Origin of the sequence: Paenibacillus dauci (genome assembly GCF_000971985.1) — a bacterium.
Classification (GTDB): Bacteria; Bacillota; Bacilli; order Paenibacillales; family Paenibacillaceae; genus Saccharibacillus; species Saccharibacillus dauci.
The window spans coordinates 188,282-210,964 of sequence record NZ_LAQQ01000008.1 but is presented as its reverse complement, the minus strand read 5'-3'; the positions used below and the strand labels follow the sequence as shown (position 1 = coordinate 210,964).

The 22,683-nt window shown below is 48.1% G+C and carries 18 protein-coding genes; 13 read left to right on the top strand and 5 right to left on the bottom strand.

Annotated elements, in window-relative coordinates:
- Positions 1–82 precede the first annotated feature (82 nt).
- Positions 83–2,029: a fibronectin type III domain-containing protein gene (locus WH46_RS21320; protein WP_046228271.1), complete on the top strand. Its 1,947-nt coding sequence runs from the start codon at positions 83–85 to the stop codon at positions 2,027–2,029.
- 68 nt (positions 2,030–2,097) lie between these two features.
- Positions 2,098–4,077, top strand: a complete 1,980-nt coding sequence (locus WH46_RS21315; protein ID WP_046228270.1) for a fibronectin type III domain-containing protein — start codon at positions 2,098–2,100, stop codon at positions 4,075–4,077.
- Positions 4,078–4,283: 206 nt separating this feature from the next.
- On the opposite strand, the gene WH46_RS21310 is transcribed toward WH46_RS21315, so the two are convergent.
- Both WH46_RS21310 and WH46_RS21305 read right to left on the bottom strand, forming a co-directional pair.
- Complete coding sequence (locus WH46_RS21310; RefSeq protein ID WP_046228269.1) at positions 4,284–4,817, bottom strand: DoxX family protein; 534 nt, start codon at positions 4,815–4,817, stop codon at positions 4,284–4,286.
- Positions 4,818–5,530: 713 nt separating this feature from the next.
- Positions 5,531–5,761, bottom strand: a complete 231-nt coding sequence (locus WH46_RS21305) for a hypothetical protein (RefSeq protein WP_046228268.1) — start codon at positions 5,759–5,761, stop codon at positions 5,531–5,533.
- Between the two features lie 290 nt (positions 5,762–6,051).
- Between WH46_RS21305 and WH46_RS21300 the strand changes: the two genes are divergently transcribed.
- From WH46_RS21300 to WH46_RS21265, 8 genes are all read left to right on the top strand, one after another.
- Positions 6,052–7,032 (top strand): LacI family DNA-binding transcriptional regulator, encoded by a 981-nt coding sequence (locus tag WH46_RS21300; protein ID WP_046228267.1) that lies wholly within the window; start codon positions 6,052–6,054, stop codon positions 7,030–7,032.
- Positions 7,033–7,138: 106 nt separating this feature from the next.
- On the top strand, positions 7,139–8,062 hold the full coding sequence (gene rbsK / locus WH46_RS21295; RefSeq protein WP_046228266.1) for a ribokinase: 924 nt from the start codon (positions 7,139–7,141) through the stop codon (positions 8,060–8,062).
- Positions 8,062–8,475 (top strand): D-ribose pyranase, encoded by a 414-nt coding sequence (gene rbsD, locus WH46_RS21290; RefSeq protein ID WP_017811761.1) that lies wholly within the window; start codon positions 8,062–8,064, stop codon positions 8,473–8,475. The genes rbsK and rbsD overlap by 1 nt, the downstream gene beginning before the upstream one ends.
- Before the next feature lie 59 nt (positions 8,476–8,534).
- Entirely contained in the window at positions 8,535–10,016 is a 1,482-nt protein-coding gene (locus WH46_RS21285; RefSeq protein ID WP_017811760.1) for a sugar ABC transporter ATP-binding protein, read from the top strand.
- 1 nt (position 10,017) lies between these two features.
- Positions 10,018–10,986: a ribose ABC transporter permease RbsC gene (gene rbsC / locus WH46_RS21280; protein WP_017811759.1), complete on the top strand. Its 969-nt coding sequence runs from the start codon at positions 10,018–10,020 to the stop codon at positions 10,984–10,986.
- Between the two features lie 36 nt (positions 10,987–11,022).
- The gene (rbsB, locus tag WH46_RS21275; protein WP_017811758.1) at positions 11,023–11,949 is read left to right on the top strand and encodes a ribose ABC transporter substrate-binding protein RbsB; all 927 of its coding nucleotides are present in this window, start codon (positions 11,023–11,025) and stop codon (positions 11,947–11,949) included.
- A 284-nt stretch (positions 11,950–12,233) separates the two neighbouring features.
- Positions 12,234–13,112 (top strand): aminoglycoside 6-adenylyltransferase, encoded by an 879-nt coding sequence (locus WH46_RS21270; protein ID WP_046228265.1) that lies wholly within the window; start codon positions 12,234–12,236, stop codon positions 13,110–13,112.
- An 84-nt stretch (positions 13,113–13,196) separates the two neighbouring features.
- Positions 13,197–14,072: an arginase family protein gene (locus WH46_RS21265; protein WP_082208482.1), complete on the top strand. Its 876-nt coding sequence runs from the start codon at positions 13,197–13,199 to the stop codon at positions 14,070–14,072.
- Between the two features lie 52 nt (positions 14,073–14,124).
- Here the strand turns inward: WH46_RS21265 and WH46_RS21260 are convergent, their stop codons facing one another.
- Complete coding sequence (locus tag WH46_RS21260; RefSeq protein WP_046228264.1) at positions 14,125–15,177, bottom strand: cysteine peptidase family C39 domain-containing protein; 1,053 nt, start codon at positions 15,175–15,177, stop codon at positions 14,125–14,127.
- A gap of 216 nt (positions 15,178–15,393) precedes the next feature.
- On the opposite strand from WH46_RS21260, the gene htpG reads away from it, so the two are divergent.
- On the top strand, positions 15,394–17,295 hold the full coding sequence (htpG, locus tag WH46_RS21255) for a molecular chaperone HtpG (protein WP_017811752.1): 1,902 nt from the start codon (positions 15,394–15,396) through the stop codon (positions 17,293–17,295).
- A gap of 107 nt (positions 17,296–17,402) precedes the next feature.
- Here htpG and WH46_RS21250 read toward each other — a convergent pair whose 3' ends face one another.
- Both WH46_RS21250 and WH46_RS21245 read right to left on the bottom strand, forming a co-directional pair.
- Entirely contained in the window at positions 17,403–18,458 is a 1,056-nt protein-coding gene (locus tag WH46_RS21250; protein ID WP_046228263.1) for a sugar ABC transporter substrate-binding protein, read from the bottom strand.
- 27 nt (positions 18,459–18,485) lie between these two features.
- Positions 18,486–20,192 (bottom strand): methyl-accepting chemotaxis protein, encoded by a 1,707-nt coding sequence (locus WH46_RS21245; protein WP_231584397.1) that lies wholly within the window; start codon positions 20,190–20,192, stop codon positions 18,486–18,488.
- A gap of 273 nt (positions 20,193–20,465) precedes the next feature.
- Here WH46_RS21245 and WH46_RS21240 point away from each other — a divergent pair, with 273 nt between their 5' ends.
- A complete protein-coding gene (locus WH46_RS21240; RefSeq protein WP_046228313.1) occupies positions 20,466–21,047 on the top strand; it encodes a bifunctional transcriptional activator/DNA repair enzyme AdaA in 582 nt (193 codons plus the stop codon).
- Positions 21,048–21,439: 392 nt separating this feature from the next.
- Positions 21,440–22,621 carry an ABC transporter substrate-binding protein gene (locus WH46_RS21235; RefSeq protein WP_046228261.1) on the top strand — a complete coding sequence of 394 codons (1,182 nt, stop codon included), beginning with the start codon at positions 21,440–21,442 and terminating at the stop codon, positions 22,619–22,621.
- Positions 22,622–22,683: the final 62 nt, after the last annotated feature.

Below are 22,683 nucleotides of genomic sequence, written 5' to 3'. Positions count from 1 at the left end.
ACATTTATGGAAAATAATTCTTTTCAATGCTGTGTTAACTGATTATGCTTAAGGCAGATTCACAATAGAAAGGAGGCTATTTATGAAGATCATGTCCAAAGGATTCAAATGGTACATTTGCTGTTGTATGTTGCTGGTGTTAATGCTCCCGGCAGCAGGTCGCTCACATGCGGATACGATGGAAGATATGCAGGGTACTACGCTGCCTGGAGGAACGGTGTATACAGCCAGCGGATTCAGCGGGCCTACGTTTGAACCGGAGAACATCGGTGATGGGGACTGGTACAGTCTCTGGAGATTGAATGCCCGGTATGCCTGGCTGGAGGCCAAATTTCCGGAAGCCGTTCAGATGAAGGCTGTGCAGCTATCGACCGGAAGTATCGGTAAGCGCTATGAGACGTATACCGTGGAGGGGTTGCAGAACGGGCAGTGGAGTCGTCTGGGCAAAAAAACATACAAGCTCGATCCTGAAGGTAATGTCGCGCTCGCTCCTATTCCTGTTCCGGAAGGTTGGTACGATGGGATTCGGGTCAAAATCCAGTCGACCAGAGATTGGCTGCTCGTCACCGAGCTGCAGTACATTTCGGATCTAGATTCCCCATCGGAATTGAAAACCACGTATGGAGATCAGCAGCTGGGTCTGACCTGGAAGCCTGTATCCGGTGCTTCCGGGTATCGGATTAGATATGGACCGGAGTCCGGGGGCTATACACAGACACTGGACGTAAGCGCTGACACCTACAGTGGCCTGACAATTCCCAACCTGAATAATGGCCAGGTGTACTATTTGACAGTAGCAGCCCTGACGGGCAATTCGCGCAGCAATTATTCCAATGAAATATTGAATGTGCCTGTTACCGGTTTTGATTTGCCGAAGGCGATGACTGGCGGGTCCAATGGCGAATGGTATCGTAATCCTGCGACCAACACGAGAGACCATAATATGTCTACAACGTGGAGGTATAATGGGAGCGATCCGCAGGGAGAGCTGTATTATGAATTTTTCTATCCACTGTATATCAGTGAACTTCAGCTTACCGTCTCGGCAGCAGAAGACAGCGACCTGACCTATACCGTCTATAAAGGAAGAGGATCGTCCGAGCAAGTACTGGCCCAGCGTCAGGTTCATCTGAATGGTTCGAGAAATCCGGTGGTACTGGACCCATTCCCGGTGACACCAGGTTGGTATAAAGATATTAATGTACGAATTCAATCTTCGACTGCGCCGATCTTGGTCAATGAAGTGCGCTACAATACCGATCACACTCCTGTCCAAAATGTAAAGGTGACGAGCGGCAATGCACAGCTTACCCTCACCTGGGATCCAATTGTCGAAGCCGATCAATATCGGATTAAATACGGAATGGATTATGGTAACAATGCCAATACCCAGACGCTGACTGTGGACAAGGATGCCTATACGGGCTATAAACTGACTGGGCTAGTTAATAATGGCAGTCCTTATTACATTGAGGTACAGGCGATTGTCAATGGGGAGGCATATGGCTATTCGGAGATAGCATCCGGCACGCCGCGAAGCTACAGCACAGGTGATTTCCTGCCGCTGGGTACAATGGTTACCGCTTCCGGTTCATTTAATGATAATTACCCGTCTCATGCGGCGGATCGTGATTTTAGCAGTTCATGGGTGCCGGAGACAGGACAAAGCAGAAGCGGAACCATTAATTTTGCTTTTGCCCGGCCGATTGATATTCATGCTATACAGCCGGTGATGACCATGTATCCGCCAGGTGCCCAGCATTATGTGATTTATGGTCTGAAGGGTCGGGAGTGGATTCTATTGTATGACGGACAGGTGCAGGTACCCTATAATGCGTCAGGCGGCGTGCTTGAACCGATTCCGGTAACGCCAGGCAAGTATGAGGGACTAATGCTCACAATCGATGCATCTCCCAATTGGCTGGTTCTGCAGGAACTGCTCGTATTTTATAATCAGCCGGTGGGAACAGTATCGTCAGATACTTATGGGCAGCAGCTTCCAACGGTAAGTGATGATACGTATCAGTAATACATGTGGATATACGGATGATATGTGTATGCAGGATGAACAGCTTATACAGCCCAAGGAGGACAATTATGAATATCAGGTTCAAAAGATTCAAGCTGTATATATGCTGTTGTGTACTATTGGTATCCTTTTTCCCGGCAGCAGGTCAAGTACAGGCTTATCATTATCCGGTCGAAGATATGCAGGGCAGCAGGCTGCCAGCCGGAACGACCTATACGGCGAGTGAGCCCTCCAGATGGGGATATGATCCGTACAAGGTAGCCGATGATGACCGAAGAACGTTTTGGGGATTGTTTGGCACCTTTGGATATTTGCAATTGAACTTTCCAAACAAGGTTCATATGAATGCCATACAGCTGGCGACCAATTCATTTACACATGGCTATCATACGTACAAAATCGAAGGGCTACAAAATGGCCAGTGGAGTGAAATCGGCAGAAAAACGCAGAAAGTGAAAGAGGAAGAATACGTTGTGCTGGCCCCAATCCCTGTCACAGAAGGCTGGTATGACAGTATTCGGATTACTATACAGTCCACCTCGTACTGGATGCGTATTAACGAGATTCATTACATCTCGGATCTGAATTCGCCGACAGGTCTGCAAGCCCGCTCGGAAAATCGGCAGATCCGTCTAAACTGGGTTCCTGTTCCTGGAGCAGATGGCTATCAGATCCGCTACGGAACCAAGTCTGGCAGTTATACGGAGGCAGTAAATGTAAGTGCTGATACGTATGGAGGTTTCACTCTGCCGGATTTGCAGGAGAATAAACCGTATTACTTTGTGGTCGCAGCGCAGACAGGAGAACAATTGAGCAATTATTCCAATGAAATGTTTGGGATGCCGCTGTCAGGCTTTGATTTTCCAGATGATGTGCAGGCCAGTGTGAATCCGGACAATGTACATTATTTTGATGGTGCAAGCAATATAATCGACCGGGATCTGTCTACAGGATGGAGATTCCAAGGCTCGGGGATCGATGCCGAGTTATATCTGAAGTCGGACTATCCAGTCTATATGGATGAACTGCAATTGGTTATGACCTCGGAAGCGACCGATAATTATTTTATAGGTTATGTCTATACGGGAGGTAATGAGGAGGAGCCAATCGTTGCGCACGAGGTCGAGATGGAGAAAGCGGGCGAACCCGGTATATGGACAATACCGATCAAGCCCGGCTGGTACAAAGATCTGAAATTACAGATTGTCGTAAGCCGTTCACCGCTGATTATTCACGAAATCCGGTACAACACGGAGCATACACCGGTACAGAATCTGCAGGCTACCAGCGATAATCAGGGAGTGGCTCTTACCTGGGAACCTGTTGCCGGAGCGGACGGCTATCGGATCGTCTATGGTCAGTCCTTATCGGATATCGATCAGGGTCAAGCGGTAACTGTAAGCAAAGACGCCTATGCAGGTTATACAGTTACAGGGCTGGCGAGCAGGGGGGCTCCTTACCAATTCCTTGTTCAAGCGCTCCATGGAGACGAATCGTACGGGTATTCCAATATGGTATCATCGACACTGCAGACGTATCGTACAGGAGATTTCCTGCCACCAGGTACCCGTGTAACCGCCACCGGTTCATATCAGAATGATCTGCCCCAGCATGCAGCAGACGGCAATTTGCGCAGTTACTGGCACTCGGATATAGGCAACTGGTATGAGCTGGATCAGGGGAATACCAATGGTACAATCAATTTTACGTTTCCCCAGCCTATTTCTATTCAAGCGGTGCAGCCGGTAACCGGCATGTATCCGTCCGGCAGCCAGTCTTATACAATCTATGGGCTGCAAAACAGGCAATGGATATTGCTGTACAAAGGAAAAGTCGAAGTTCCTTATCATCCAAATGGAGGCATATTAAAGCCTATTCCGATCAAATCTGGTGAGTATAGCGGATTGATGATTAATATAGATGCCGGTTCCCAGGCGGTTACGCTGCAGGAACTACTCGTATTCTATAATCATCCGGCAGGAACGGTGATGGGCGATACGTATGGAACCATACCCCTGCCCACTGTGAGCGCGGATACCTACCAATAATTAGAATGCTGATCGTTAGCAAAGTGATAGGTACTCATCGATTGTTTGTATAGCCGACGATAATACGTTATCAATAGCTAAAACCCAATACTCCCCTTGTACGCTTTGGAGGAAGCGCACAAGAGGAGTATTAAGCATTGCACAGTATGGTTATGGAAGGAGAGAGCCGATTCAATATCTATGTGTATAGCCGGCTCTTTTCCGGATTAAGCAGCTCGGTGATCAGGTGCAGGTGCTGTAGGTGTACCGCCATGTTTGGTATGTTTTTTGAAAAGGGTTGCTTTCAGATAAGGCAGTACCCAGCGATCCAGACCGACTTTACCGGCATTGGCACCAGCGACGACGATGAAGATCTCGGCCAGCAGCAGGTATGGGTTAGTGCTCACAGTACCCGAGAAGAGGAAGGCAAAGTTCATGACCATACCCATCAGGGCAGCGACGGTAGTGAAGGTACCGAGAATGAGTCCCAGACCGACGAGGAATTCACCGATCGGTACGAGGATGTTGAACAATTCTACATTCGGCAGTGCAAAGTGCTGCAGGAAGGCGCCCCAGCCAGCTTGTACGCTTGGATGCTCGCCGCCGGTGTTGGCGATAGCGCCGGTCAGGAATCCGGTAGCATCGAATCCGCCGGTCAATTTGCCCCAGCCGCCTTCAATCCACTGGAAGCCGATATATACGCGAAGTACAGTCAGTAACCACATTGCCACTTTGTTTTCTCTAAGCCATCTGTTCATGATGGATCACTCCTTGGTTTGTTTTGGGGTGCCGCTGTAACGGCCCGGTTGGTGAATGTATAATCTGGAAGTTGGTTGACTTCTTGATGGAAGATGATCATCTCTTTCATGTCTTTATATTAAATTAAAACTAAAATTTAATATGTGATTTAAATCACAATGTATTATAAAATTTAAAATAAATTTAGTGGGGATGATGATGACTGAGTATAGTGAGCGGCTTAGTAGAGTGTAAATGAAAGGGGAGGTGGAGCAGCTATCCTGCTCCAGAAAGCGGCCAGGATACTGCCTTCGTTTAAGACTGGAGATCCTGAATGAGATACAGAGAAAGGGGATTTCCAATCGTATAGAAGAGGTAGAGGTGAGGTACTTTACTGCGTGAAAATCACTGTTTATTGAACTTTGCATTACAGTGGATCTTTGAATAGATAGGTGATTGTATACTTTAGAAACTTTCTATTGTTCTCGTTTTTTGTAGGAGTATTCAAGCTAACGATTTGAATTTAACGCAGCTTTTTCATAATAAAGTGGAATAGCCAGACCAGAGCGAACAGGGCGATCAGGAGCAAGATAACACCCGAGGGATTTATGCCGCTAAACATAATCATGCCTCCTTTGCTGAATCATTATTTCTTTTATCATATCGAATCAGTAGTATCATGTAAAAATTTTACTTTGATGAGGTTAATGTTATTAAGCGCTATCCTAACACATACTTACCGGCTTTTGCTCTCTTCCCGCCATTTCTCAAGGCTCTCCAGTATCTGATAAACCCATACGGCTACAGCAATATAGCAGGCCAGACTGATCAGATATTTTAATCCATTCTCCAGTGTGAACCAGCCGGCAGCTATATCGTATTGTAAAAAGGAGATTCGGCGAAAACTGAAGTTCCCGATCACATTAGCCAGCAGAAAAGCCAGGATAAATTTGCGCAGTGTTTTCATAAAGGCCTCCTTAGGAGATGAGGATCGCAGGAAGACAAGGGTTTGATGTGGACAGCTGCTCGATCATGAGGGTTAAAAGATCCTACGTACTGCAAATGACGGATTATCTCTATTCCTGATTATACTGTTGCTTATTACCCTTCATGGGCAAGGCTGATTACTATACCGATATAGAGAAGCAGATAAAATTATCAATCTTGACGGAACAGGATTTCAAAATAACAATTGTCAAAAACAAAACAGTATGATATTTTATATCTGTAACCGGTTACAGAACGGGAGAGCAGAATATGACAACCATAAAAGATGTAGCACGTTACGCAGGCGTATCCGTAGCCACCGTCTCACGGGTGATCAACGATGCAGGCTATGTTCACGAAGATACGCGGCGCAAAGTTGAAAACGCTATCCAAGAACTGAATTATACGCCCAATGAAGTGGCACGTTCTCTATATAAACGCAAATCCAGATTGATCGGTCTGCTGCTGCCTGATATTACGAACCCCTATTTTCCACAGCTTGCTCGTGGGGTAGAGGACCGTATGCAGGAGAGTGGGTTCCGTTTGATCTTTGGTAATAGTGACGAGAGTCAGAGCAAGGAACAGGATTACATACAGACTTTTGTCCAGAATAATGTGGTAGGTGTTATTTCATCGACCAACGATCCAGGTTCCGCTTCATATCGTTCGCTCAAGATCCCGGTCGTTTTTCTGGATCGTATATCGAGCGATCGTCCGGCAGTCTACGCGGATGGCCGGGAAGGCGGACGGATCGCTGCACAGCAGATGGTTCAGCGTGGGAGTCAGCGGGTTACAGTAATGCAGGGACCGGCACATATCCGTCCTGCACAGGATCGATTCCAGGGAGCAATTGAAGCGCTGCAGGATATGGGTGTGAGCTACCGGATCACGCAGACAACGTCCTTTTCATTTACCGAAGCGGATCGTTGGGCGAGAGAGTTGTTTGAGCAGTATCCCGATACCGACGGTGTGATTGCGAGTAATGATATTACAGCTACCGCAGTAATTCAGGAAGCCCATCGTCTCGGCAAAAAGATTCCGGAAGATATTCAGATTGTCGGATTCGATGATACGCCGCTGAGCAGTCTGCTATCGCCGGCATTATCCACGATCCGCCAGCCCGCCTATGATATGGGTAGGGCAGCTGCCGACTTATTGATTCAGCTGATTGAAGGCACAGCCGGAGAGCAGCGTACAATTCAGATGCCGGTAGAATTTATAGAACGCGAGACAACCCGCCCGCTCTCTTAAAAAGGGCGGCATGTTATGCAGAGTCTTATTCTCAAAATAGATCGATTCGTATTGCCAATATTTTATAACTTTTAATATAACGATAAGCGAAAGGTGGAATTTCATTATGTCTCATACTCAACCTACTGCATCAACTTCTTCTGGCACAGCCAAAGCCAAAATCTGTGTGATCGGCAGCTGTTCAATGGATCTGGTCGTTACCTCTTCCCGGCGCCCGGGTGCAGGTGAGACCGTACTTGGAGATAGCTTCAAGACTGTACCTGGCGGTAAAGGAGCCAATCAGGCTGTAGCCGCAGCACGTCTCGGAGCCGATGTAACTATGATCGGCCGGGTCGGTGATGATCATCTGGGTACAGCCATTTTACAAAACTTCAAAGACAATCATGTAAATACTAACTATGTGGAACCGGTTACAGATATGGAGAGTGGTACCGCCCATATTATTCTTGCTGAAGGTGACAATAGCATCATCGTCGTCAAAGCAGCCAATGACCATGTCACTCCGGAGTATGTATCCAAAGCTATCGAGGTTATTCAGAACTCTAATATGGTGATGATCCAGCAGGAAATTCCGGAAGAGACGGTAGCCTATGTAAGCGAGATCTGTGCAAAAGCCAATGTTCCTCTGCTGCTAAACCCTGCACCGGCAAGACATGTCAGTGAAGCGGTTATCAAGAATATTTCCTATATTACGCCGAATGAACATGAAGCTTCGATCGTATTTGAAGGAATGACACTGGAACAGGCACTGCGCCAGTATCCGAATATTCTGTTCGTGACCGAAGGCAGTAATGGAGTTCGTTATTATGATGGACAACAGGAAGTCGTCGTTCCTACGTACAAAGTCGAAGCGATCGATACGACCGGAGCAGGCGATACGTTCAATGCTGCTTTTGGTGTAGCTCTGGCAGAAGGACAGTCGCTGCAGGATGCGCTGCGATTCGGTAATCGAGCGGCATCTCTCTCCGTTACCAAATTTGGTGCACAGGGCGGAATGCCTACACGCCAGGAAGTGGAGGAACAGCTGTAATGAAAAAACATGGAATCGTAAACAGCCATATTGCCAAAGTACTCGCTGATCTTGGGCATACCGATTATATCGTTATTGCGGATATCGGCTTGCCAGTGCCGGAAGGAGTGCCAAAGATTGATCTGGCACTCACCTATGGCGTTCCCAGCTTCCGTGAGGTAGTGCAGGTCATTGCCGACGATATGGAAATCGAGCAGATTACAATCGCCGAGGAAATGATGGGACAGAACAAGGAAACGTTCACGTATATGCAGCAGGAATTCGGACATATTCCGTTATCGACATGCAGCCATGAGGAGTTCAAGCGTCGCAGCCAGCATGCCAAAGTCATTATTCGCACCGGCGAATCCAAACCTTATGCCAACTGTATTTTACATGCAGGAGTTTATTTCGGAGCCAATACGCAGCAGTAACAGCAATAGGTAACCGGTTACACAATAAGAGTACAGCAGAGTTGAAGGAGGCATTGTATATGCAGATTCAAATGAATGGTATTTACAAATCCTTCGGTACAAACCAAGTTTTGAGCGGGGTTGATTTTGATCTCCGCCCGGGCGAAGTTCATGCACTGATGGGTGAAAATGGAGCAGGCAAATCTACACTGATGAACATTCTGATTGGTCTGCATGAGCGTGATCAGGGCACGATTGTGATCGATGGCCAGGAGACGTATTTTGACAATCCCAAAGTGGCAGAGCAAAAAGGGATCGCTTTTATCCACCAGGAGCTGAATATCTGGCGCGATATGACCGTGCTCGAGAATTTATTTATAGGTAAAGAGATGACATCCAAATGGGGTCTGCTTAATACCAGACAAATGAAAACGCTAGCAAAAGAGCAGTTCCGCAAGCTGTCGGTAGATCTGCCTTTACAGGGGGAAGCCGGAGAATGCTCGGTCGGACAACAGCAGATGATCGAGATCGCCAAAGCACTCATGACCGATGCCAAAGTAATCGTTATGGATGAACCGACTGCTGCCCTGACTGAACGCGAAATCCAGAAATTGTTCGAAGTGATCGCTTCACTCAAAAAAGAAGGCGTATCCATCGTGTACATCTCGCACCGGATGGAAGAGATCTTCGCGATCTGTGACCGGATCACTATTATGCGTGATGGCAAAACAGTCGATACCAAGGAAATTCCGCATACTGACTTTGATGAAGTGGTCAAAAAAATGGTCGGACGCGAATTGACCGAGCGTTATCCGGCAAGGACTCCACAGCCGGGTGAAGTGATTCTCGAAGTGAAGAATGCCAGCAAAAAAGGCCAGTTTCGGGATGTAAGCTTCACTGTACACGCAGGAGAAATCGTCGGCTTCTCCGGTCTGATGGGTTCGGGACGTACCGAGATTATGCGTACCCTGTTCGGTCTGGATACGCTGGATAGCGGAGAAGTCTGGATACGCGGCAAAAAGGTCACTATTCGCAGACCCGATGATGCGGTGAAGCATGGGATCGGCTTTATAACCGAAGACCGCAAAGACGAAGGGCTGGTGCTGGATTTCTCGATTCGCGAGAATATGGCGCTGCCGAATCTGTTCAGCTTCTCTTCCAAAGGATTCATTTCCAGCAAAAAAGAAGCGCAGTTCGTCGATACGCTGATCAAGCGGTTGCAGGTCAAAACCCAATCAGCCGAGACACCTGCACGCAGCCTGTCCGGCGGGAACCAGCAGAAGGTCGTTATTGCCAAATGGATCGGTATCGGGCCAAGCCTGCTGATCCTCGATGAACCGACGCGCGGAGTCGATGTCGGCGCCAAGCGGGAGATCTATCAGCTGATGAACGAACTCACCGATCGCGGGGTAGCCATTATTATGGTGTCATCGGAACTGCCGGAGGTACTCGGTATGAGCGACCGGATTGTGGTTGTACATGAAGGCCGGATCAGTGGAGAACTGTCCAGTCAGGAAGCGACACAGGAAAATATTATGACGTTAGCTACAGGAGGACAGTAATATGACAACGATAACCAAAGAAAAGCCGGAGAAAAACTTCAAACTATCCAATGTCACCCAGAAACTCGGTCCATTACTCGGATTTATTATTCTGGTGATTATCGTCTCGGTATTGAATCCGGGATTTCTGGAACCGCTTAACATTTTGAACCTGCTGCGTCAGGTAGCGATCAACGCATTGATTGCGTTTGGTATGACCTTTGTTATTTTGACTGGCGGTATTGATTTGTCGGTCGGCTCGATTCTGGCATTATCCAGTGCATTTGTAGCCAACCTGATGCTGGCTGGTGTAGATCCGATTCTGGCGATTATTATTGGTTGTGCTGCCGGCGGTGTGATGGGGATGGTCAATGGTCTGATGATCACCAAAGGCCGCATGGCTCCATTTATCGCGACACTCGCTACAATGACCATATTCCGTGGATTGACGCTGGTCTACACCAATGGTAATCCGATCACCGGACTGGGTGACAGCATGGCTTTCCAACTGTTCGGACGGGGTTATTTCCTCGGTATTCCGGTACCGGCGATTACGATGGCAATTGCCTTTATCATCCTGTGGGTGATCCTGCATAAAACACCATTTGGACGCAAAACGTATGCGATCGGCGGTAACGAAAAAGCAGCGATCGTATCTGGTATCAAAGTACCACGCGTTAAAATCATGATCTATTCCCTGGCAGGTGCACTCTCCGCACTCGCAGGCGCAATCCTGACTTCCCGTCTTAACTCGGCGCAGCCTACTGCAGGTACATCCTACGAGCTGGATGCAATCGCAGCGGTAGTACTCGGCGGCACCAGCCTGTCCGGTGGACGCGGCCGCATCGTCGGTACACTGATTGGTGCGCTGATTATCGGTACACTGAATAACGGTCTGAACCTGCTCGGTGTCTCTTCATTCTATCAAATGGTCGTCAAAGGGATCGTAATCGTAATCGCTGTATTGATCGACCGCAAAAAGTCTGCCTAATCCGTTGATTTTATACAAGGAAAAGAGGAATCAAGCATGAGAAAATTAATATCGTTACTGGCGATTGCCATGACTGTTGTGCTGCTGGCTGGCTGCTCCCTGCAGCCGCCGGAATGGGCCAAATCCAAAAAAGCGGCCAATGCCGGTGAGATCAAAATCGGTCTGTCGATCTCGACACTGAATAATCCCTTTTTCGTATCGCTCAAAGATGGCGTTGTGAACGAAGCGAAAAAGCTCAATATTGATGTAATTGTAGTCGATGCACAGAATGACTCGGCCAAACAAAGCAATGACGTAGATGATCTGATCCAGCAGGGTGTAGATGCACTGCTGATCAATCCTACCGATTCCGCGGCGATCTCGGCAGCGGTACAATCAGCCAATGGACTGGATATTCCGGTGGTTACGCTGGACCGCTCTGCCGACAAAGGCGATGTTAAAGCGCTGGTTGCTTCGGACAATGCCAAAGGCGGCAAAATGGCAGCCGAATATATCGTCAAACAGCTTGGCAAAGATGCTAAAGTGATTGAGCTGCAGGGTGTACCGGGTGCCTCGGCTACCCGTGAACGTGGCAAAGGATTCCATGATGTAGCCGATAAAGAGCTGGATGTTGTCGCCAGCCAGGCAGCAGACTTTGACCGTACCAAAGGGCTGACTGTTATGGAGAATCTGCTGCAGGGAAATCCGGATGTACAGGCCGTATTCGCTCATAATGATGAGATGGCGCTCGGCGCGATCGAAGCGATTCAGAGCTCCGGCAAGGATATTCCGGTCATCGGATTCGATGGTAACGAGGATGCATTGAATTCGATCAAGGAGGGCAAGCTGACTGCGACCGTAGCCCAGCAGCCTGAACTGATCGGTCAAATGGCTGTTGATGCCGCTCGTGATGTACTGCAGGGCAAAACGGTTGAGAAATCGATCCCTGCTCCATTGAAACTGGTAACCAAGGAAGATAAGTAAGCCATATCTGCCATTCAACTGTATTAAGGAGTATTAGAGAATAGAGAAGGCCGATAGAATATCGGCCTTCTTTTCTATATAAATAAAGAGATCGCCCAAGCACATAACATGTTTCTTGTTCACTATCCATTTTTGTCCATATGGATTATAATTTTACAATGGTTATTTGAAGGGTATGAATAGTGCTTTATCGCCATAAGGATAGAAATACTACATATTCATCGGTCTATAAACTATGAGCTGAGCAACAAACTATACAGATTAGCGGAAAGGAATTCTTAGCCATGCGCAATAACCAGCAAATGATGGATCTGATCCTGAACTATGCCCGTCAAGACGAGCGTGTCCGCGCGGTAGCCATGAATGGATCACGAGTGAATGCCAATGCACCGATCGATCCTTTTCAGGATTACGATATCGTCTATCTGGTACAAGATGTCGTTTCATTTACACAAGATCACAGCTGGGTAGACTATTTTGGCGAGCGGTTGATTATGCAGATGCCGGATGCCAATACTTACGAGCCGCCCAATGCGCTTGGGAGCTTTGCTTATCTAATGCTGTTCACCGACGGCAACCGGATTGATCTGACACTGATACCGCTAGAGCAGTACTCCGCTTACTTATTGGAAGACAAGCTGACTGTGATATGGATGGATAAGGACGGAAGTCTACCGACGTTACCCGAGCCGACAGACGAGGATTACCGGGTCACTCCGCCGACAGCTGAACAGTTTGCCCATTGCTGCAATGAATTCTGGTGGGTATCCACCTATATAGCCAAAGGGCTGTGGCGGCGCGAGATACTGTATGCGCTCGAATCGCTGAATCTATACGTGCGGCCGATGCTGATCCGCATGCTGTCCTGGCAGGCAGGGATCGAGCATGATTTCTGCATCAGTATCGGCAAAGGCGCCAAGTATCTGGAAAGGTATCTGTCCGCAGATGACTGGCAAGCGCTGCTGGCTACCTATCCACGAGCGGAATCGAGGGAGATCTGGCGGTCTATTTGGACAATGACCGAATTATTCAGCCAAATCGCGTTACAGGTGGCTTCCCGGCTGGGACTGGAATATAATAGGGAAGAAGAGCAAAATGTAACAGCCTATCTGCGTCACGTGGCAGAACTGCCTGATGATGCTGCAGATATTTACCCGGATTAGATACATACACGGGCGAGGCTCCTGAACGGACCGGATGTCACTTGTTACGTTAAAGAGTTGCCCTATAGAGAGAGGAATACCACAATGAGAATGCGAGCGATAGATATTTTTGAATTTCCCACCAATCTGGGATTAACACAGCAGGCGGAGAATCGTGAGCCTGGCGTCAGCCGGATGCCGGAATGGCTACATCAGCATGGACTGCATGAACGGCTGCAGGCCGAGCAGGTATTTCGGCTTGAACCTCCTGCCTATACGATGGAATCGGATGAAGGAACCGGTCTGCTGAACGTGGAGGCAGTCGGTGATTACGCAGTTCGACAGGCACAACTGATGAGTCGGCAATTGGAAAAAGACAGCTTCAAGCTGGTGCTTGGCGGTGATTGCAGTGTGCTGATCGGCAGCGCACTGGCTCTTAAGCAAAAGGGCAAATACGGGCTATTCTTCCTGGACGGACATACGGATTATATTACGCCTGAGCTGTCCCAGACTGGGGGCGCAGCCGGACTCGGCGATGAACGATTGACCGACTTGGAACAGTGCAGACCCTATATAGAGCCGCAGCATATATTCTGTGTCGGCAATCGTCAATATGATGAATCCTATGTAGAGCCGGTTCAGGAATCTGCGGTACACGTCTATGATCTGGCAGCAATCCGCAGCCAGGGCATTACGGCGATAATTGAGTCCTTTTGGGCAATGATTAATGAGCAGGAGCTGGATGGATTTTGGATTCATCTGGATGTGGATGTACTGAATGATACGCTGATGCCTGCTGTAGACAGTCGGCAGGAGGATGGACTGAGCTACGAGGAACTGGCAGAGATTCTGACGCCGCTCGTATCCCACCGTCTGGCTGCAGGTATGGAAGTCACGATTCTGGACCCTTCGCTGGACGGAAATGGACAGTATACCGTACCGCTTGTTAAGCATCTGGTAGAAGTACTGGATCATATGTAAAGCAAAAGACGACAGCAGCAGACTGTTGTCTTTTCTTTTGATTTCCGATAGATTAACTCATCTGCTGGATCATGGCCCAGCGCTGTTCATACTGCTCATGAATACGGCGAATCTGCTGATCATGCAAAATGGTCTGGGCGATATTACGCTCCAACATGGCGACAACACGAATCTGTTCGGCTATATTCTGCAGCCGTACCAGTCGTTCGTCGGCAGACCGCGAGAGCTGTAAATACGACTCACGGATCGCACTCCAGCTGCGTACACTCTGTTGAAAAGCATTCAAAATCAGCTTGAGTGGTTTTTCGGCCGAGTCGGCAAGATGCTCCAGCAGCAGCAGAAACTGAATCCGTGCCTGCATGAGCAGCAGCATCTCCAGCTGCACATTCTGTCCGGTCTCCAATAGAGCAGCATTATGCTGTTGTTCCAGTTGATCCAGTTCTACTAATCGGTCAGCGAGTACATCCATGGAATCGAAGACGGATATAGTTCCTTCGTCATGTCCCAGATTACGTCGGGCACACTCGACCAGCAGCGTGTAAGGATCGGCAGGAGGATGGTCAGAGATCTGTTGTGCCGACGGGGCAAATGTAATCAGATCACCGGTAAATCCGGCTTCGAAATCGGGGAATGACTGCGCATAGTTTTGCGTCAGATAAGCGACATCGGTACAAAGCAGTTGATTGGACAATACATCATAATGAGTCACAATATAGAAATGTGTATTATGTAAGGTCTGATAATCTTTCTTGAGCCAGGAGCAATAAAAAGTATCGCTTTTGACGAGTACGGGGCGCCGCTGCCGGCTTTCCTGCTGAATCAGCTCCAGCGCTTCGGCAGCCGACTGATTGCGGTGAATTCGGTGCTGCAGCTGACTGGCGCCAAGAATCTGTTCATATGTAGTATGATAAGCTCTTGCTTCCTGTCCGAGTGCCTGGTATTCCAGCGGTACATGCGCCTGATATTCGGGGAACGTCCAGGCATGGGCAAATGCCTGCAAATAACCGCGGTTAAAATAAGAGGCAATCGTCGCCATGTTCCCGATCAGATTTGCACGTTCAAAGCCGGGCAGAGGCTTCAGCAAAAAGCTGTAATCGTTCGACATCAGTAGAGTCCTCCTTTGTATCATTCCTTATCATTATATAATAGTTCAGTTAATTAATGAATGATGCCAGCGGCTCACTTAACGTTGACAGCCAAAATAAGGGTGTGATATATAAAAGATAGGGTTTAGCACTCTGATTAACCGAGTGCTAAACAGACTAATTTCAGACGTGTGCATCATCACTTACATATATTCGTGAAGGGAGCAATAATCATTATGACAAAAAAACAATTTCAGGCAGAATCCAAGCGTCTGCTGGAGATGATGATCAACTCCATTTATACGCACCGTGAGATTTTCCTGCGGGAGCTGATCTCCAATGCGAGTGACGCCATCGACAAAATTTATTACAAAACGCTGAGCGATGATCAGCTGACATTTAACAAAGAGGATTACTTTATTAAAATTACACCGGACAAAGCAGCACGAACCCTGACGATTTCCGATACAGGGATCGGGATGACCGAGGAAGAGCTGGAGAACAATCTGGGAATTATCGCCAAGAGCGGCTCGCTGGCTTTTAAAAAGGAAAACGAAGCGCAGGATGGACACAATATTATCGGTCAATTCGGAGTTGGTTTCTATGCAGCCTTTATGGTGGCAGATGAAGTGACTGTAATTACACGCGCGCTCGGCAGTGATCAGGCATACCGCTGGTATTCCGATGGAGCAGACGGCTACACGATCGAACCGGCCGACAAAGATACAGTCGGTACCGATATTATCCTGACGATCAAGGACAATACCGAAGATGATCAGTACGACGAATATCTGGAAGAATATCGTCTGCGCGCGATTATTAAGAAATATTCCGACTTTATCCGTTATCCGATCAAGATGGATATCACCAGCAGCCGCCCTGCCGACAAGCAGGAAGGCGATGCCGAAGACAAAGAACCGGAATACGTGGATTATACCGAAGAACAGACCATCAACAGCATGATCCCGATCTGGCGCAAAAACAAAAGCGAACTGACCGACGAAGACTACAACAACTTCTATCAGGAGAAACGCTATGGCTTCGACAAGCCGCTCAAGCATGTGCATATCAGTGCAGACGGAGCTGTCGTGTATAACGCGATCCTGTTTATCCCGGAAAATACACCGTTTGACTACTATACCAAAGAGTACGAAAAAGGCCTGGAGCTCTATTCCAACGGCGTGCTGATCATGGACAAGTGCGGCGATCTGCTGCCGGATTACTTCAGCTTTGTCAAAGGGATGGTGGATTCCGAAGATCTGTCGCTTAATATCTCCCGTGAGCTGCTGCAGCATGACCGCCAGCTGAAGCTGATCGCCAAAAATATCAAGAACAAGATCAAGTCACAGCTGCAAAGTCTGATTCGTGACGAGCGCGAGAATTACGAGAAGTTCTATGCTTCCTTTGGTCGTCAGCTCAAATTCGGTGTGTACAATGACTATGGCATGCACAAGGACGATCTGCAGGATCTGCTGATGTTCCATTCGTCCAAAGAGAAGAAGCTGGTGACACTGGATGAGTACGTATCCCGTATGCCGGAAGATCAGAAGTATATCTACTATGCAGCTGGCGATTCTATCGAGCGTATTGAGAAGCTGCCGCAGACCGAGATGGTATCGGACAAAGGCTACGAGATTCTCTACCTGACCGACGATATCGACGAGTTTGCACTTAAAGTGATTGCTGCATACAAAGAAAAAGAATTCAAATCCGTCTCCAGCGGCGACCTTGGTATCGAGCCGGACGAGAAAGACGAAGCGGCGCAAGCGGAAGAGAATGACAACAAAGAGTTGTTCGACGCAATGAAAGAGACACTGGGCGGCAAAGTCAAAAACGTCAAAGCATCCAAACGCCTCAAATCCCATCCGGTCTGCCTGTCTACCGATGGCGATCTGTCGATCGAGATGGAGAAGATCCTGCAAATGATGCCAAACGGCCAGGATGTCAAAGCCGAGAAAGTACTGGAAATCAACGTAAATCACGAAGTCTTCCAGTCCCTGAAAAAAGCCTATGAAGGTGACAAAGAGAAACTGGGCCTATATACCAACCTGCTGTACAACCAGGCTCTGCTGATCGAAGGCCTGCCGATTCAGGACCCAGTTGAGTTCACGAACGATATTTGTAAAGTGATGGTGTAAGGATAGTCCAATCATTCTTCTGCAGATTCAAAGTAAAAGCACTACGAGCTGGTTTGTCAGCTTGTAGTGCTTTTTTGTATTTCGTTTCAATCAGATAAATGAAGTTATTATTTCGTTCCGTAAATATCGGCTTCTTTGAGGTAGTCATCCTTAACAACCGTATCGCGGATATTGTCCTTGGTCACAGCAGTAGGCTCCAGCAGGGTGGAAGGCACATCAATCTTGCCGTTATTCACCTTGTTGTTGGTCTGGATTGCCGTACCGTTAGCGATCTGCAGTGCCATATCGGCGGCTTGCTTGGCGATAGCTGTGATGGGTTTGTAAATGGTCATAGCCTGCGTGCCTTTGGCAACGCGCTGCACACCGGCAAGTTCAGCATCCTGTCCGGATACAGGAACTCCGCTTACTCCGGCAGCCTGAAGAGCGTTGATGACACCACCTGCTGTTCCATCATTGGCAGCAACGACTGCATTAATCTTGTTGCCGTTTTGCTGAAGCGCAGAAGCCATATTTTTCTCGGCAGTTGCCGGGTCCCAGCCTTCGGTATATTTATCGTAGACGAGATGAATAGTCCCTTTGTCGATCAGTGGTTTCAGTACACTCATCGCTCCCTGACGGAACAGTACGGCATTATTATCAGTCTCGGCACCGCCAATATAGGCATAATTACCGGTTGGCTGACGTTTGACGATTTCCTGTGCTTGCATCATGCCGACTTTTTCATTATCAAAAGACACATAATAATCCACATCGGCGTTTTTGATCAGACGATCATAAGAAAGCACTTTGACACCGGCAGCATGTGCCTTCTCGACAATAGCAGCGGATTTCTCGGCATCATGAGGCACAACGACGAGTACATCGACGCCTTCCTGAATCAGCAGTTCCGCCTGCTTGACCTGTACATCGTCCAGTCCATTGGCTGCGAGCGTTTTGACACGGCCGCCCTGATCCTGGATTGCTTTCTCGAACAGGGCTTTGTCTTTGTACCAGCGTTCTTCTTTGAGTGTATCCAGTACGAAGCCTACATAAGGTTTGTCATCCGGTGTTAGTTTGACTTTGGTTGCATCCGCGGTAGTAGCAGCGGGTGCCGGGCCACAGGCTGTAGCGAGTACAGTGGTCGCCAGCAGCATGGTGCCGAGCAGTATTCTGGTGTTCTTCATTTGGTATCCTCCCGGTATCGGCTTCGTCTACAGATGGAAGCGTCCGATCATGGTATTCATTCGTTCGACCATTTCTTTGAGCTGATAGACGCTGCTGGAAATATGGTCGATAGAAGCTCTCTGCTCGTGTACGGAAGCCGAGATTTGCTGGGCACCGGCAGCGGATTCTTCGGAAATGGCTGCACTGTTGTTGACCGCTTCATTGATCTGATTGCTCGCGCCCTGTGCATGCTGTACCGTGTCGGAGATCGCCGTAACACGTCCAGTCATATCTTCAATATACTGCTTGATCTCTGCAAAATATTGTCCGGTGATTTCGATCTTCTCTGTACCGGCGGTCACTTCTGCATATCCTTGCTTCAGCTCTTCGGACATCACGGTAGACTGCTGCTGGATATCGCTGATCACGCCGGTAATATCTTCAACCGAGCGGGATACTTCTTCGGACAGTTTGCGGATTTCTCCGGCAACGACAGCAAATCCTTTGCCGGCTTCGCCTGCACGTGCTGCTTCAATCGAAGCATTCAGTGCCAGCAGATTGGTCTGCTTGGCGATCGATTTGATCACATCGGTAATCTCGGTGATCGAGTGTGTCTTGGCTTCCAGACTGGCGACCTTGTCCACCGAGCGGTTCATGACGTGGTTGATGACATTCATCTGTTCCAGGGAAGCTTTCATCTGATGATCGCCTTTGACAGACGCATTCAGTGCTTCACCGGAGAAGGTAACCAGTTCTTCGCTGTGTGCACGTGCACGATCCAGCCGTCCGCTAAACTGCTGGGTACTCTCGGCGATATCGGCTGTTTCGGTAGCCTGGCTGCTGGCACCGGAAGCGAGTTCCTCGATAGTAATCGCGATCTGCTCGCTGTTTTCTTTCACTCTGCCGGATACATTGGACAAGGACGTTCCATGCGTATCCATTTCGCCTGCCAGTATCTGTACTTCGCGGATCATGTTCTGCAGAGAAGCACCCATGCGATTGATGGAATCGGACAGCATCCCGATCTCGTCATTGCCTGTATAGACGAGGGGTTCATTGTTCAGCTGACCTTCTGCGATTCGGTCGCTGGCCTGAACGACTTTGTTCAAATCTTTGTTTACTTTGCGACTGATCAGGTACATAAGGATAAAGCCGATCAGAATAGAGGCAATGCCGGATACGATCAGCAGCGTCACGGTGCTGGTCATGCCAGCTTTGGTCTGTTCGATCGATAGACCGCTCTCACGGCTGGCGACTTCTTTTAGCTGATTACCAGCTTCCATCGTTTGTGACTTTAATTTTTCGGCATCAGCCTGCAGCTTGCCGAAGCTCTGGGTATTAATATTTTGTACATTGGGAACAATCGTGCTGAAGAAATACTGATCCAGCTTGTCGTTGTTCTCCAGAATCTGATTAAACGTCTGTATTTGCTCCAGACTCAGCAGCGTCTTGGTTTGTTTGGCAATCTCTGTGAATTTCATGCTGTCATCCAGATAATTCGTTAAAATACGATCATCGGATAACAAAATGTATTCCGGAATATGATTATATTTCTGGTTGTACAACGACAGCAGCTCAGAGATACTCATGGCGCCCCAGCTCTTCATGCTGGATGTCTCCATCGTATTCCTGGCTGTCTGCAGTACGGTATAGGTAGCTGCTACAGATGATAAAAAGATGACCGATACGAGAGCGAAAACAAGCATGTACTTCATGCCGATCTTCAAATTGCTCCATTTCCAATGTGTACTCAAACGGACTCCCCCTGCTCTGACGAGACTTGACATAGAATGTTACTACTTGCACTATATCGGTCAAAAGAATCAGAAACTAAATACCTAAGTAAACTATAAAAGAGTAAGTAGATTAAATAAAAGGTAACGTTTGCACAAAAAGAAGAAAAAAGTCGCTAGAAGCCTGCTTTTCCCTGTGGACACCTATTGTTCATAAATAGGTTGCGTGTATTTCTAAGTAGTATAAATCGCGTATTATAGAAGTATAAAAGGAGAAAGAGGAGGTGCTGTATGCTGAATGATCATGGTCTTGAATTGACGGAAGACTACTGGCAGGCAATTATCCAAAATAATGCTGCTTATGATGGTGTGTTCTTTTATGCTGTTCGGACTACCGGTATTTTCTGTCGACCATCTTGCAGATCGCGCAGACCCAATCGCGAGAATGTCAGAGTCTTCCGACAGGGTACGGAAGCAATATCAGCCGGCTTTCATGCCTGCAAGCGATGCCAGCCGGATCAACTGCAGCCGCCGCGTCAGGAATGGGTGCAAGGCATCGCTGCACTGATCGAACAGAGGTATGCAGAGAAACTGAATCTCGAAGAACTGTCGCAGGCGTCGAATCTGAGTCCGTTTCATTTGCAGCGTTCGTTCAAGGAAATCCGTGGCTGTTCACCAACCGGCTATCTTCAATCTATACGTCTGCGCAAAGCGGCAGAGTTGCTTCGGGAAACAGACAAAACAATCTCCCGTATCGGGATAGAAGTAGGAATGCCGAATCCAGCCTATCTGGCTACTTTGTTCAAAAAGAAATACGGACTTACTCCCAGGGCTTACCGACAGCAAATACATTCCTCCAAGAAGTCCGTCACATAAAGGGAAGCTGCTTTCAACGAAGTGATTGAATCAAATGGTTGGCATAGCCTTGAGGATATCAACCGCAATCTGATGGCATGATAATACTCACTAAAAACAAAATTGTATAGACGACCGTATACCATCCTACGAAGTTAGCGATAAGACGATCGAGAATGACTCGTTATAGATGCCTGCACGTTTCTCTTCAAAAGAAGCGTATAGGCATTTTTTTGTTTTTGATAGAAAAATATCATAAATACATAAAAAGATAATTTTTTACCAAAATAGTCATCTTCGTTAATCATCTTCTTACACTTCCTGCCTAATATGAATAAGGAAAGCGGCGCACGCGGCAGCTGCAGAACAGCGATGCCGGAGGATGCCATTTATCATTATTCCAGGAGGAATTTATGAACAACGGATCGATGAACCCCAAATGGATCAAACCTGCAGGCCTGCTGTCTCTGCTGCTCGTGCCTGCTCTGCTGTTATCGGCTTGCGGCAATGCAGGAACCGAAGCAGCAGCGAGTGGACAGAAAGTTCAGGCAGTAACGACGAATGAAACAGTAGATCAGCTCTACACCCAGGCCAAGCAGGAAGGCAAAGTAGTCGTATACTCCACCTCCGGCCGTGCCAATGATGCTGCCGAGACTTTTATGAAAAAATACCCGGGCGTCAAAGTAGAAGTGAGCAAGGTGAAATCCGACGAGATGATGGACAAGGTCACCAATGAACAGGATGCCGGACAATTCAATCCCGATGTGATCATTACCAAGGAAGTGAGCGGTGCTGTCGGCAAGGAAATGGTCGAGCAGGGACGCTATCTCAAATATCTGCCGGATGATATCGCACCCAAGGTAGACGAGCCTTATCGTACCAAGGCACCCGGTTATGCCAACTATGCCGAGTTCCGGACGATTTTCTACAATACGGATTATTACAAACAGACTCCAGTCACCAACTGGTGGGATCTGACGACACCGGAATTCAAAAACAAAGTCTATGTTGCGGATCCGCTCAGTTCTCCGGCATTTATGGATTTGTTCACCACGATGGTCATACATAGTGATGATATGGCAGCTGCGTACAAGCAGAAATTTGGCAAGGATATTCAATTGAATGGTACAGAAAATGCCGGCTACGAGTTTATCCGTCAGCTATTCGCTAACGGGCTGACTGTACTCAAAGGCAGTGATGATGTACTCGATGCGATCGGCAAAACAGCCAGTGGTGCTGTCGGGATTGCTGTCTCTGGGGATGTATCCAAAGTCGAAGAGAATGGCTGGGATGTGAAGCCGATCTATGATATTCAGCCGAAAACTTCGGTAGCTGATTCGGGCTATCTGTATATTGCGAACAAAGCACCCCATCAGGCAGCAGGCAAGCTGTTTATCCGCTGGATGATGGGCGAGCAGGATGGCAAGGGCGAAGGCCTGGCAGCCTTTAACGAAGTCGGATCATGGGTACCGCGTTCGGATGTGAAGACCAAGAATCCGGTTGGTTTTGAACAGCTGAATCTGTGGGATTATGACGCGGATACGCTGTACATGACTTCGCCCAAGGTGCGTGATTTCTGGATTCAGCAAAAATAATCGCAGCCTGTTGAAGCTGCACCACGGAGAAATGTAATTCTGACTCTGGGGCAGCTTCGATG